Genomic DNA, 13,779 nt, shown 5'->3' with positions numbered 1-13,779 from the left:
CTTTAATTAACGACCCAAGTAATTATCCCAGTCTTTCCAAACGGGTTGTAATCCTCGTTCTTTTAATGCGTTAATCACATCATTAACATGGCGATTATCATTAGGCGAGAATTGTTCTAATTCTTCATGGCTATCAGAATATCCACCGGGTTGAGTTTTAGAACCCGCACTAATGTTATTAATAGCTAATGGCACTGTATTATCACGAAAATAAGGAGATTCACGGGTTGAAAGTGAAAGCTCAACATCAGGTGCCAAAATACGAAAAGCACAGATCAATTGCACTAATTCCGCTTCACTCATTACTGATGCGGGGCTTAGTCCACCAGCACAAGGGCGTAAACGAGGAAAAGAGATTGAGTAACGGCTTTTCCAATAGCGTTTTTGTAAAAATAAGAGATGTTCTGCCACCATATAACAATCGCTACGCCATTGGTTTGAAAGACCAATCAATGCACCTAACCCAATTTTATCAATTCCAGCTTGCCCTAATCTATCTGGTGTTTGTAGTCGCCAATGAAAGTCCTGTTTTTTACCTCTTAGATGATGCAATTGATAGGTTGGTTCATGATAGGTTTCTTGATAAACCATCACGCCATCAATACCGAGTGTTTTTAATTCTGCATATTCTTCTGTAGCAAGAGGTTGAACTTCCATCATTAATGAACTGAAATTTTCTCGAATAAGAGGGATATATTGGCGAAAATAATCCATACCCACTTTTCTTTGATGTTCTCCAGTCACTAATAACAAGCTATCAAAACCTAATTGTCTGATGCTATTACATTCGGCAATGATCTCACTTTCATTTAATGTTTTACGTTTAATGGCATTACTCATTGAAAAGCCACAATAAGTACAGTCATTTGCGCATAAATTAGAAAGGTAAAGCGGTACATACAATCCTACGACATTGCCAAAACGCTGACGCGTTAATTGTTGAGCGCGTTGTGCCATTGGCTCTAAATAATGGCGACCCGCGGGTGAAATCAGCGCCATAAAATCATCAAGTGTCAGCGTGTGGCGATTTAATGCGGCTTCAACATCCGCATTGGTTTTACTATTGAGCTTTAATGTAATGTCATCCCAATCAAGCTGTTGCCAATAATCAGAAAAAGTGTCCATTAGAATGCCTCTAAGTATTGAGTTAATGGACTAGAGGCTTGTGCTTGCATATTTACAACGGAAGTGGCTGTAGCAAGCCCTGATTGTCGAGCAAGTTCACCAGCCTCAAGCGCTGTTTTAAATGCTTGTGCCATTAGAATAGGATTTTTTGCAACAGCAATTGCGGTATTAACCAATACGGCATCAGCCCCTAGCTCTAAAGCTTCGAGTGCATGGCTTGGTGCACCAATGCCAGCATCTACAACAACAGGAATTGAGGCTTGTTCAATGATAATTTGTAAAAAATCACGCGTCTGTAAACCTTGATTGGAGCCGATAGGAGAACCTAAAGGCATTACAGCGGCACAGCCAACTTCTTCTAGACGGCGACATAAAACAGGATCAGCACTGCAATAAGGCAAGACAACAAAACCTTCTTTAACGAGGAGCTCCGCAGCTTTAAGTGTTTCAATAGGATCGGGTAGTAAATATTTGGTGTCAGGATGAATTTCTAATTTTACCCAATGGGTGCCAAAGGCTTCTTTGGCTAAACGAGCCGCAAAAATAGCTTCTTGTGCTGTTTTTGCGCCTGAAGTATTGGGTAATAATTTTACTCCTAATGATTTAAGTGGTGCGATTAAATCATCATTACCATTTTTTAAATCTACACGTTTCATGGCCATCGTGACTAATTGGCTACCCGAAGCCTTAATAGCTTCTGTCATTAGTGTTGGTGTTGCAAATTTCCCTGTGCCTGTAAATAGTCTAGATGTAAATGTTGTATCAGCAATTTTTAACATATCAGCCCCCTGCAATTGCTTGGAAGAGAAGAATAGTATCGCCATCATTTATAAAATGTGTTTCCCAGTCTTCACGGGGAACAATCGTTTCATTGATAGCAAGCGCCACACCAATTGGTGGCTGCTCTAACTGAATAAGGAGCTGACAGATGGTGACAGGCATATCCAGAGAATATTGTTCGTCATTTACGGTGATGTTCATGCTACCCCTCGACAAACAGGACATGTTTTTGATGGTGTTAAACGCAAAGTACTCCAATTTTGTTTTCTACCATCGAAAAGGCGAAGTTTTCCACTCAGAGAACAGGGTAAACCAGATAGCAATTTAATTGCTTCAAGTGCCTGAAGTGTACCAATTACACCCACAACAGGACCTAGAATTCCGGCTGTTTTGCAGTTTCTTTGTGGTTCAGTTTCATCAGGATACAGGCAGTGATAGCAGCCATAAGTAAAAGGTGGTTCAAACACCATTAGTTGGCCACTAAACCCTACAGCACTGCCACTGATAAGCGAAGTTTGCTGTGTGACACAAGCACGGTTAATCGCTTGGCGTGTGAGCATGTTATCTGTGCAATCTAAAACTAAATCGACCTCTTTAACTAATTTATATAATGAATCATCATTAATACGTTGTTTATAAGAGGTAATTTTTATATCCGGATTTAATGCAAGTAGAGTCTGCTTTGCGACCTCTGATTTTGCATCAGGAATATCTTGAGTACGATAAAGAATTTGACGTTGTAGATTAGAAACATGCAATTCATCATCATCAACTAAAATAAGTTCGCCAACGCCTGCACCTGCAAGATAAAGAGAAGCAGGAGAGCCTAATCCACCCAGACCAACAATCAGTACCTTTGCTTGTTGAAGCTTATTTTGACCTTCTAAGCCAATATCTTCTAACATCACTTGTCGGCTATAACGCATAAAATCATTATCATTTAGCATGCTGGTTTTCCTTCTACTAATTCTAATAACTTACGAGTCACTTGTTGCCAATCTGGTGCTTTTGTTATTGCACTGACTAAGGCTACGCTCCCAACGCCAGTAGCAACAACATCAGGCACTCTTTCTAGTGAGATCCCACCAATAGCAACAGTTGGAAAATCAGGTGTCAGAGCTACTTGATGCTTGAGTGCCTTCAAACCTTGAGGTTTAGATGGCATATCTTTTGTTGTGGTTGGAAATATATGCCCTAATGCAATGTAAGATGGGCGTAATATTTTCGCTCTTTGTAATTCCGCTTCATCGTGAGTGGAAATACCAAGACGTAATCCTGATTGTTTAATGGCATTAAGGTCAGCAATATCAAGATCTTCTTGACCAAGATGAACACCGTAGGCGTGATGTTTAATGGCGAGTTGCCAATAATCATTGATAAACAGTCTTGCCTGATACTGTTTGCCTAGTTTTATTGCTTCAATGATCTTTTGTTCAACATCGTCTGGTTGTTTATCTTTTATGCGTAATTGCAGGGTGGTAACGCCTGTTTTTAACAGGCGTTCGATCCACTCAACAGAATCAACAACAGGATAAAGCCCAAGCTTTTTTTCTGTCGGTGCAAAAGGTGTGTTAGAGGATCTGTTCATTTTCAGTCACCTCAATATTGGTGATTTCTGCACTGTGGTATAACTCACTGCCATGCTCTTTAAAGGCTTGAGACATTTGTTCCATACCAGCCGCATAATCGCGTACTTCTTGCGTTATTTTCATTGAACAGAATTTAGGTCCACACATTGAGCAGAAGTGAGCGACTTTTCCTGATGCTTGAGGCAAGGTTTCATCGTGATATTGACGTGCCGATTCAGGATCAAGCGCTAAATTGAATTGATCTTCCCATCTAAACTCAAATCGCGCTTTTGACATTGCATTATCACGGATTTGAGCGCCAGGATGCCCTTTGGCTAAATCGGCAGCATGAGCGGCGATTTTATAAGTAATAAGACCTTGTTTTACATCTTCTTTATTAGGTAAGCCAAGGTGTTCTTTGGGCGTGACGTAACACAACATCGCACAACCAAACCAGCCAATCATTGCTGCACCAATACCTGAAGTAAAATGGTCATAACCCGGTGCGATATCAGTCGTTAGTGGGCCCAAGGTATAAAAAGGTGCTTCATGACAATGCTCTAATTCTTCTGTCATATTGCGGCGGATCATCTGCATTGGAACGTGGCCAGGGCCTTCTATCATGACTTGAACGTCATATTCCCATGCAATTTTTGTCAGTTCACCTAGCGTATGTAATTCAGAAAATTGGGCTTCATCGTTCGCATCTTGAATTGAACCCGGTCTTAGCCCGTCGCCGAGCGAAAGGGAGACATCATAAGCCGTACAAATTTCGCAGATTTCACGGAAATGTTCGTAGAGGAAATTCTCTTTATGGTGTGATAAACACCATTTCGCCATTATTGAACCGCCACGAGACACAATACCCGTGAGGCGTTTTGCGGTCATTGGCACATAACGTAATAAGACACCAGCATGAATAGTAAAGTAATCAACCCCTTGCTCTGCTTGTTCAAGCAAAGTATCACGGAATATTTCCCAAGAGAGATCTTCAGCAATACCGTTAACTTTCTCAAGTGCTTGATAAATTGGAACTGTACCAATAGGAACAGGGCTATTGCGAATGATCCACTCACGCGTTTCATGAATATAACGGCCGGTTGAGAGATCCATTACGGTATCTGCTCCCCAGCGTGTAGACCAAATTAGTTTTTCAACTTCTTCTTCAATAGAGGAGGTTACCGAAGAGTTTCCGATATTGGCATTCACTTTTACTAAGAAATTTCGCCCAATAATCATTGGCTCTGATTCTGGGTGATTGATATTGGCAGGAATGATTGCTCGACCAGCTGCAACTTCTTGGCGCACAAACTCAGGAGTAATGTTGTCAGGAAGATGAGCACCAAAGCTAAATCCTGCATGCTGTTGGCGTAAAACTTCGCTACGAATTCTCTCACGCCCCATATTTTCACGAATAGCAATAAACTCCATTTCAGGCGTAATAATGCCTTGGCGTGCATAATGTAACTGTGTAACACGTTTGCCATTTAGCGCTTTTTTAGGGCTTGGTTTTAACGGGAAGCGCAGATGTTCTAATCCAGCATCAGAAAGGCGTTGTTGGGTGAAATCTGAACTTAAAAGTGAAAGAGTTTCCGTATCATTGCGCTCATCAATCCATGGTTGGCGTATTTTTTTTAATCCAAGATTAACATCAAGTTGAGACGCGGGATCACCATAAGGGCCTGATGTGTCATATACGGGTACGGGTTCATTCTCTTCAAAAATAGGGGAGTCTTTTGATCCTCCTACTAGCGTTTTATCAAGTTGGATCTCACGCATTGGTACCTTAATGTCAGTACGTGAGCCTTCGAGGTAAATGCGGTTTGAATTTGGAAAACTTACGCCTTGAATGGTGCTGATAAACTCTTGAGCAGCATCACGCTGTTCTTTTCGTGGGCGCTGTTTGTTGTTTGTTGGTGAAATATCTTTGACGGATATAGTTTGATTTTGGGACATAGCATTTCCTAATAAATATCATGCAGGCGGTAGCCTGTCGGGTGAATATTGAGAAAAATGCTTGTCTGGAGGTCGCAGGGAGTATCGACAGATAGGTGTATATGGGAGTGTAAAAAATATACGTAATAAAGCTATCAAAAGGTCGAATCACTCTTGTTCCCTTCGCGGGTATTAACCCGATCAGGTTCCGCGGATCCCGAATTAACGGTCTCAGCCTGTGTTTATAATAGCCTTATAAACACTAGGCACTCCGACAAGAAGATGTCCAGTATATGAAAGATTTTAAAAACTACAAGTCCGACATGGGTTATTTATTGAAATTCCGCTGTTGGTATTTTCACCTTTTTCTGGGGGGATTTAAATAATGATCACTCTCAGTAACATTAATATAATTTATTGGTTTGAGTGAGAAAATATTAATAGATAAGAGAAGAACGTCATAATTCATTGAGTGGTTCTTGTTAAAGAGAGTATCCTTTATTCTATATCATTATTTTGGATAGAATGGTCGTTATGCATTTATATACATTAACAGGCTTAGAAAAGGGCTGGTGGACAGTCAGTCTTGGTGGGCGAGTGTGGTTACCTAAAGGTGAACTTCCATTTGGCTTAGCTAAAGATTGGGATCTCATTGGTCAGCACGCCAAAATTGTGGGTGAATGGCAGGGTGAAACAGTTTGGCTTATTCATGGAAAAATGGATAACGATATGTGTTCACCAAGACTTATCGCCTCACAAGATGAAAACTTATTTAAATTAGTCGGCCGTGGTGTCCAACTGGCTGAGTTTTATCGTTCCCACCGTTTTTGTGGTTATTGTGGTTCTAAAATGCGCCATAGTGAGAGTGAATGGGCATGTTTATGCGATAACTGTCATGAACGCTATTATCCGCAAATTGCCCCTTGTATTATTGTGGGTATTCGCCATGAAGATAAAATCTTGTTAGCACATCATGTTAGACATAAACATTCACCTCTTTACACTGTACTCGCTGGCTTTGTTGAGGTTGGTGAAACATTAGAAGAAGCCGTAGCCCGTGAAGTGTTTGAAGAGAGCAATATTCGCATTCGCAATATTCGCTATGTATCTTCTCAGCCTTGGCCGTTTCCTCATTCTTTAATGATGGGCTTTTTAGCTGATTATGATGGTGGTGAATTACGTCATGATCCTTCTGAATTAATGAGTGCGGGTTGGTATCGCTACGATCAATTACCGCAGATCCCACCGCCAGATACTATCGCCAGACGTTTGATAGAAGATACGATAGCCAATATTCGACAAGATAAAGAGAAGAACTAAATAAAGGCGCTGTCTGCCAACAGTTATTTTTCCAGCATGTTACAATGCATGCTATTTTGCGGCCCTATTACTGTTAATGGAGTTAGTCATGAGTGAGTTGAAAAACGACCGCTATTTACGTGCGCTGTTGCGCCAACCTGTTGATGTCACCCCAGTTTGGATGATGCGTCAGGCAGGCAGATATCTTCCTGAATATAAGGAAACACGGGCACAAGCGGGGGATTTCATCTCATTGTGCAAGAACACAGAATTAGCATGTGAAGTGACATTACAGCCTTTAAGACGGTTTCCTTTAGATGCTGCTATTTTATTTTCTGATATTTTAACTATTCCTGATGCAATGGGATTAGGCCTTTACTTTGAAACCGGTGAAGGTCCTCGTTTTAAATCACCAATAAATAATCTTGATGATATAAAAAAATTGCCTATTCCTGATCCAGAAGATGAATTGGGATATGTGATGAATGCAGTACGTGCTATCCGTCATGCATTGCAAGGCAGTGTGCCATTAATTGGTTTTTCGGGAAGTCCTTGGACATTAGCAACCTATATGGTTGAAGGTGGAAGTAGTAAGGCCTTCACAAAAATAAAAAAAATGATGTATTCAGATCCTCAAGCACTACATCTATTACTGGATAAACTGGCAGATAGCGTTATTCTGTATTTGAATGCTCAAATTAAAGCGGGTGCACAATCTATCATGATCTTTGATACATGGGGTGGTGTGCTGACAGGGCGTGATTACCAACTCTTCTCATTACACTATATGCATAAGATTGTTGATGGTCTTATTCGTGAATATGATGGAAGGAAAGTGCCAGTCACTTTATTTACCAAAGGTGGTGGTCGTTGGCTAGAAGCGATGGCGGCGACAGGTTGCGATGCATTAGGACTTGATTGGACGATTGATATTGAAGATGCACGTCGTCGAGTGGGGGATAAAGTTGCGCTACAAGGTAATATGGATCCTTCTATGCTGTATGCACCGCCAGCAAGAATAGAACAAGAAGTTGAAACTATTCTTGCTGGGTTTGGTAAAGGCAATGGTCATGTCTTTAATCTTGGGCACGGTATTCATCAAGATGTTCCACCTGAACATGCTGGTGCATTTATTGATGCGGTTCACCGTTTATCGAAGCCTTATCATCAGGATAATGATTAATACCCAACAATTACGTCAGGAGCAGACAGAAAAAGCTCAACAGATTATTTTAACAGACCAACTCACAGCACCAATTTACATAGCAGGTGCTGACGTTGGTTTTGAAGACGGCGGCGCAGTGACTCGCGCCGCTATCGTGATAATGCATTACCCTTCTTTTAAAATTCTTGAATACCAGATTGCTCGAATACCTACAACTCTTCCTTACATTCCTGGTTTGCTTTCATTTAGAGAGTGCCCTGCGTTACTGGCAGCTTGGCAATTAATCAAACAAAAGCCTTCTCTTATTTTTGTCGATGGGCAAGGCATTGCTCATCCTAGGAGGCTAGGTGTTGCAAGCCATTTTGGTTTATTAGTGGATACACCAACTATTGGTGTGGCAAAAAGTCGTTTATGTGGCATTGATAAAGCAGTTAATGAAGAGATGGGGAGCCATGAGCCGTTAATGGATAAAAATGAGCAAATAGGGTGGATTTATCGTAGTAAGAAAAAATGTAAACCCCTGTATATTTCTCCGGGTCATAAAGTGAGTATGGAAGGCGCTTTGCAGTGGGTTGAGTTGTGTATGAAAGGATATCGATTGCCAGAACCAACGCGTTGGGCTGATGGTATTGCTTCAAATAGGCGATTATTTGAGCAGTTGAATAAGAATAAGCTCTAAATGTTCGGGAAATATGTGGATATTTTTAATTTTCAGGTAAACTGCGCCTAAGTTAAGAAAATGAGTAATCACGAATGTTGAAGAACCCGATCCATTTACGTTTAGAAAAGCTAGAAGCTTGGCAACACCTGACGTTTATGGCGTGCCTGTGTGAACGAATGTACCCAAATTATCAGGTATTTTGTCGTGAAACAGGTTTTACCGATCCAATGCTTTATCGCCGTATTCTCGATCTGGTTTGGGAAACTTTAACGGTGAAAGATGCAAAGGTTAATTTTGATTCTCAATTAGAGAAATTAGAAGAAGCTATTCCTGATGCATCTCAGTTCGAGATTTATGGTGTTTATCCTGCGATTGACGCCTGTGTTGCACTTAGTGAAATTGTTCACTCTCGTTTAAGTGGTGAATCATTAAGTCACGCTATTGAAGTGAGCAAATTATCAGTAGGGACAGTTGCTTCACTTGAAATGACACAAGCAGAAAGAGAAATGGATGAAGAAGAGCTTAGATCTCTACCTGCTGTTATTGAAGAGTTCGATATCCAATGGGAAATTTACCGTCTACTTGTAGAATGTGAAGAAAGAGATATTGAACTGATCAAAGGTCTACGAGCAGACCTTCGTGAAGCTGGAATGAGCAATATCGGTATAGAATTAACGCACTAAATCAGAAAAACGTGATTTAGTGCTTGAAAAGCGACGTTTAAAGACTTCACATCACCCCCGTGTATGTTCTACATTGGGTACGAAAAGAAGTGGCTCAGGTGTTTTACTTAAATTATCCTCTTAAAAAGATAATTTAAGTTTTTTCACCAGATGTTTTTCAAACGATAAAACATACTTTAAGGACTATTTTATGAACAAAGCTGAATTAACCGAATCAGTTGCTGAAAAAGCGGATCTGACAAAAACTCAAGCAAAAGCTGCTATTGAAGCGTTTATCGACTCAGTAACAGGTGCTCTGAAAGAAGGTGATTCTGTACAGTTAGTTGGTTTCGGTACATTCAAGGTGAATCACCGTGCAGAGCGTACTGGCCGTAACCCTCAAACTGGTAAAGAAATTAAAATTGCAGCAGCTAATGTTCCTGCATTTACTGCCGGTAAAGCACTGAAAGACGCAGTAAAATAATTCCTTTGAACGGAATGAACAATAGAGGGGGATTTACTCCCCTTTTGTTGAAACGACAGGGGCTGTTAGCAATAGGATCTGTTTTTTTGCTCAGCGCCTGCTCTTCTTCTGTGCAACTACCTGAATTTTCTGCAACAGGCTATATTGCGGACGAAGGTGTTGTACGTCTATGGCGTTTAAATAATAAAGTGTCAGAACCTCAAGTTATCATGAGTGTTTATAGCTTTTATAAAAAGCCAGAAACTGTCATCACATTCTATGAGTATCGTCAAAATAAGCTTTGGCAAATCCGCTCTGAAGTTATTAATCCTAACGATCCTTCATCTTGGCACCTTCGTTTAAATAAACATGGTGAAGTTATTTTCATGCAACAAGAACGCCAGAAGCAAAAACGTGCATTAACAGAAGATGAACGTTTAAGAATGGTATTTGCTGCAAGCAAAGAGCGTGAAATCAGTGACGCGCTTACTATTGGGAAAGTAAATTTAGTACAGGGTGTTTGGTATCAAAATACAATGACAACATGTGCCGGTGAGAAGGTGAGTGTTTCATTTGAAGCCCCAGAACAACGCTGGTTAAAAACAAGAACACGCAATTCAAGTAAGCCTTCTTATGTTGCTTGGCTTGATTCACCAGAGGGTAAGCAATTACTGATGGTTGCAGAACACGATTTTTGTAAATGGGAACCAACAAAAGAGAGCTTGTGATCACTCCCTTTTGCTGTTTAATTTATTTCTTTAAGCGTGCAATCGCTCGATAGCCGATATCATGGCGATAAAAACTACCATCCCAATGGATACTTTTTGCTAAAGCATAAGCATTTTTTTGAGCTTGCTCGATATCATCACCTAATGCTGTTGCACATAGTACTCGCCCGCCGGCAGTGACCACTTCGCCTTTGTTATTAAGTGTTGTTCCCGCTTGAAATACCTTTGCCGTCGTTGATGATGTTGGTGTTAATCCTTCGATAACATCGCCTTGACGATAATTCGCAGGGTAGCCGCCGGCTGCAATCACAACACCTAAAGCTGGACGAGGATCCCAATGGGAATCTTTACCTTTTAAGTTACCTTTTGCGCCAGCTAAACAGAGTTCAACTAAGTCAGATTGCATTCGCATCATAATAGGTTGAGTTTCTGGGTCACCAAAACGACAGTTAAACTCAATAACTTTAGCAATACCTTGTTTATCAATCATCAGTCCTGCATAAAGGAAACCTTGATAACGATGCCCTTCCGAAGCCATCCCTTTTACTGTTGGATAAATGATTTTTTCCATTACTTGCTGGTGGATTTCTGGTGTAACAACAGGCGCAGGTGAATATGCGCCCATTCCCCCAGTGTTAGGGCCAGTATCTCCATCACCAACACGTTTATGATCTTGGCTTGTTGCCATTGGGATCACATGTTCACCGTCAACCATAACAATAAAGCTAGCTTCTTCGCCATCAAGAAATTCTTCGATAACAATACGATGTCCTGCATCACCAAAAACATTACCAGCCAGCATATCTTTAATTGCAGCTTCAGCCTCAGCTTGTGTCATTGCAACAATAACGCCTTTACCTGCGGCTAAACCATCTGCTTTGATAACAATTGGTACGCCCACTTTATTGAGGTACTCAAGTGCAGGTGCTATTTCTGTAAAATTTTGATAATCCGCAGTTGGAATTTTATGACGAGCTAAAAAATCTTTTGTGAAGGCTTTCGACCCCTCTAATTGAGCGGCTCCTTTCGTTGGACCAAAGATGGTTAGCCCTGCTTCTTTAAATGCATCGACAACACCAATAACCAGTGGTGCTTCAGGGCCTACGATAGTTAAATCAATTTGATTTTTGAGCGCAAATGCGACTAATGCAGGAATATCTGTTGCACTAATATCGACATTTTCAACACCATTTTCTAATGCAGAACCCGCATTACCTGGAGCAACAAAAACCTGTGTTGCAAGCGGTGATTGAATTGCTTTCCAAGCTAAAGCATGTTCACGGCCGCCATTACCAATAATCAAAATCTTCATATCAATACCTTATTAATGACGGAAGTGACGCATATTGGTGAAAATCATTGCAATGTTATGTTCATTGGCTGCAGCAATCACTTCATCATCACGAATTGAGCCTCCAGGTTGAATCACACAAGTCACACCAGCAAGGGCTGCTGCATCAATACCATCTCTAAATGGGAAGAACGCATCTGATGCCATTGCACAACCTGCAACTTCTAAACCTTCATCAGCTGCTTTAATACCCGCAATTTTTGCAGAATATACACGGCTCATTTGTCCTGCACCAATACCGACCGTCATATCGTTTTTAGCGTAAACAATGGCATTTGATTTTACAAATTTTGCGACTTTCCAGCAGAAGAGTGCATCTTTAAGCTCTCGTTCACTTGGTTGGCGTTGAGTGACCACTCTTAGGTTCTCTTCTTTTACCATTCCTAAGTCGCGATCTTGAACTAACAGCCCACCATTAACACGTTTGAAATCTAACGCGGGTTTGGCTTCTTGCCATTGGCCACAAGCTAATACACGAACATTGGGTTTCGTTTCTAAAATTGCTAGTGCATCTTCATTAATAGAAGGAGCAATGATCACTTCAACAAACTGACGTTCGATGATTGCACTTGCTGTTTTTGCATCTAATGGACGATTGAATGCGATAATGCCACCAAATGCAGAGGTTGGGTCAGTTTTAAATGCATTGTCATATGCTTGTGTGAGCGTATTCGCAATTGCTACACCACAAGGATTTGCATGTTTCACAATAACACATGCAGGTTCAGAAAATGATTTCACACATTCTAATGCGGCATCAGTATCAGCAATATTGTTATAAGAAAGCGCTTTGCCTTGTAATTGGTTTGCGGTGGCAATAGATGCTTCTTCTATATTCTCTTCTATATAGAAAGCTGCTTGTTGATGAGCATTTTCCCCATAACGCATATCTTGTTTCTTTATATAGTTCAGATTTAAGGTACGAGGGAAAGCACCTGATGATTGTGAAGTATCACCATAATAAGGTGCAACCTTCTGACCAAAGTAGTTAGCGATCATTCCGTCGTAAGCTGCTGTGTGTTCAAAGGCTTTAATTGCCAAATCAAAGCGTGTATCTAAAGTAAGACTATTTTCGTGATTATCCATTTCTTCAATCACTCTTTCATAATCATTACTATTTACGACAATCGTAACGTCTTTATGATTTTTCGCGGCGGAGCGAACCATAGTTGGTCCACCAATATCGATATTCTCCACAGCATCTGCTAATGAGCAATCTGGGCGGGCTACTGTTTTAGCGAAAGGATAAAGATTGACGACGACCATATCGATAGGGCGAATGTCATGTTCTTTCATAATTGCATCGTCTTGCCCACGGCGACCTAAAATTCCACCATGTACTTTAGGGTGCAGCGTTTTCACTCTGCCATCCATCATTTCTGGGAAACCTGTGTAATCGGAGACTTCAATAACCGGTAAGCCAGCTTCTGCTAATAGACGTGCGGTTCCACCTGTAGATAAGAGTTCTACTTCTCTTTCAACAAGTGCTTTAGCAAATTCTAAAATACCTGCTTTATCAGACACACTTAAAAGCGCACGGCGGATAGGACGAAGATGTTGCATGAGTTTTATCCCTTGGGGTTTGTATAACGGTAGTAATGGAGAAGTTAAATCACATTAATACAGTGAAATTGTGTTTGCTTAACTAACATTTCAGAAGATGAACACAAAATCAATCTTGCTTAATCAACCGCTATAATAACGCAAACGTTTGCGTTTGACATGCTAATTTTATGTAAAAAGATGCTCTGTGGATAAAATTGTTGATAAGTGCGTATAAGTGGGGGTTTTGCTGTGGAATTAAGCAAACGATTTTTTTTCTTAAAAAAACTATTGCCAGCCTCAGAAAACTCCCTATAATGCGTCCTCGTTGTCACGGCAAACCACGCTAAGTGAGTTAGCCGAGAGAACAAAGAAAAAAGTGAAAAGCCTTGAAAATAAACGCTTGACACTGAATGAGGAAGATGTAGAATGCACCTCCTCGCAACAACGCAGAAGACCGGAAACGGCAGCGAATGTTGCACTGCTCTTTAACAAATTAT

The 13,779-nt window shown here is 40.8% G+C and carries 14 protein-coding genes and 1 riboswitch; of the genes, 6 read left to right on the top strand and 8 right to left on the bottom strand.

Annotation, left to right across the window (positions count from 1 at the left end; genetic code table 11):
* Nucleotides 1-6: 6 nt before the first annotated feature.
* From thiH to thiC, 6 genes are read right to left on the bottom strand one after another with little or no spacing between them, the layout of a single operon-like run.
* Nucleotides 7-1,125 (bottom strand): 2-iminoacetate synthase ThiH, encoded by a 1,119-nt coding sequence (gene thiH, locus QSH13_RS16985; protein ID WP_109396526.1) that lies wholly within the window; start codon nt 1,123-1,125, stop codon nt 7-9.
* The gene (locus tag QSH13_RS16980; RefSeq protein ID WP_235376184.1) at nt 1,125-1,904 is read right to left on the bottom strand and encodes a thiazole synthase; all 780 of its coding nucleotides are present in this window, start codon (nt 1,902-1,904) and stop codon (nt 1,125-1,127) included. The genes thiH and QSH13_RS16980 overlap by 1 nt, the downstream gene beginning before the upstream one ends.
* A 1-nt stretch (nt 1,905) precedes the next feature.
* On the bottom strand, nt 1,906-2,106 hold the full coding sequence (gene thiS, locus QSH13_RS16975; RefSeq protein WP_109396522.1) for a sulfur carrier protein ThiS: 201 nt from the start codon (nt 2,104-2,106) through the stop codon (nt 1,906-1,908).
* Nucleotides 2,103-2,852: a HesA/MoeB/ThiF family protein gene (locus tag QSH13_RS16970; RefSeq protein ID WP_286039395.1), complete on the bottom strand. Its 750-nt coding sequence runs from the start codon at nt 2,850-2,852 to the stop codon at nt 2,103-2,105. The genes thiS and QSH13_RS16970 overlap by 4 nt, the downstream gene beginning before the upstream one ends.
* Nucleotides 2,846-3,493, bottom strand: coding sequence for a thiamine phosphate synthase (gene thiE / locus QSH13_RS16965; protein ID WP_109396518.1), 648 nt, complete (start codon nt 3,491-3,493; stop codon nt 2,846-2,848). Before thiE ends, QSH13_RS16970 begins: the two co-directional genes overlap by 7 nt.
* Nucleotides 3,477-5,429 carry a phosphomethylpyrimidine synthase ThiC gene (gene thiC / locus QSH13_RS16960; protein WP_286039394.1) on the bottom strand — a complete coding sequence of 651 codons (1,953 nt, stop codon included), beginning with the start codon at nt 5,427-5,429 and terminating at the stop codon, nt 3,477-3,479. Before thiC ends, thiE begins: the two co-directional genes overlap by 17 nt.
* A 140-nt stretch (nt 5,430-5,569) precedes the next feature.
* A riboswitch (TPP riboswitch) is annotated at nt 5,570-5,692 on the bottom strand.
* A 250-nt stretch (nt 5,693-5,942) separates the two neighbouring features.
* On the opposite strand from thiC, the gene nudC reads away from it, so the two are divergent.
* The 6 genes from nudC to QSH13_RS16930 all read left to right on the top strand — a co-directional run bounded on the left by nudC (nt 5,943) and on the right by QSH13_RS16930 (nt 10,386).
* On the top strand, nt 5,943-6,728 hold the full coding sequence (gene nudC / locus QSH13_RS16955) for an NAD(+) diphosphatase (RefSeq protein ID WP_109396536.1): 786 nt from the start codon (nt 5,943-5,945) through the stop codon (nt 6,726-6,728).
* A gap of 88 nt (nt 6,729-6,816) precedes the next feature.
* Nucleotides 6,817-7,890 carry a uroporphyrinogen decarboxylase gene (hemE, locus tag QSH13_RS16950; protein ID WP_109396515.1) on the top strand — a complete coding sequence of 358 codons (1,074 nt, stop codon included), beginning with the start codon at nt 6,817-6,819 and terminating at the stop codon, nt 7,888-7,890.
* On the top strand, nt 7,883-8,551 hold the full coding sequence (gene nfi / locus QSH13_RS16945; RefSeq protein WP_109396513.1) for a deoxyribonuclease V: 669 nt from the start codon (nt 7,883-7,885) through the stop codon (nt 8,549-8,551). Before hemE ends, nfi begins: the two co-directional genes overlap by 8 nt.
* A gap of 74 nt (nt 8,552-8,625) precedes the next feature.
* Nucleotides 8,626-9,216: a YjaG family protein gene (locus QSH13_RS16940; protein ID WP_286039393.1), complete on the top strand. Its 591-nt coding sequence runs from the start codon at nt 8,626-8,628 to the stop codon at nt 9,214-9,216.
* A gap of 190 nt (nt 9,217-9,406) precedes the next feature.
* Nucleotides 9,407-9,679, top strand: coding sequence for an HU family DNA-binding protein (locus tag QSH13_RS16935; protein ID WP_004246922.1), 273 nt, complete (start codon nt 9,407-9,409; stop codon nt 9,677-9,679).
* 14 nt (nt 9,680-9,693) lie between these two features.
* Nucleotides 9,694-10,386 carry a DUF1481 domain-containing protein gene (locus QSH13_RS16930; RefSeq protein WP_109396509.1) on the top strand — a complete coding sequence of 231 codons (693 nt, stop codon included), beginning with the start codon at nt 9,694-9,696 and terminating at the stop codon, nt 10,384-10,386.
* A 22-nt stretch (nt 10,387-10,408) separates the two neighbouring features.
* On the opposite strand, the gene purD is transcribed toward QSH13_RS16930, so the two are convergent.
* Complete coding sequence (purD, locus tag QSH13_RS16925; RefSeq protein ID WP_286039392.1) at nt 10,409-11,698, bottom strand: phosphoribosylamine--glycine ligase; 1,290 nt, start codon at nt 11,696-11,698, stop codon at nt 10,409-10,411.
* Nucleotides 11,699-11,710: 12 nt separating this feature from the next.
* Nucleotides 11,711-13,300, bottom strand: a complete 1,590-nt coding sequence (gene purH, locus QSH13_RS16920; RefSeq protein WP_286039391.1) for a bifunctional phosphoribosylaminoimidazolecarboxamide formyltransferase/IMP cyclohydrolase — start codon at nt 13,298-13,300, stop codon at nt 11,711-11,713.
* Nucleotides 13,301-13,779: the final 479 nt, after the last annotated feature.

The sequence above is a fragment of the Proteus faecis genome (genome assembly GCF_030286765.1).
Taxonomy (GTDB): Bacteria; Pseudomonadota; Gammaproteobacteria; order Enterobacterales; family Enterobacteriaceae; genus Proteus; species Proteus faecis.
This window is presented reverse-complemented; position numbering and strand designations above follow the sequence as displayed.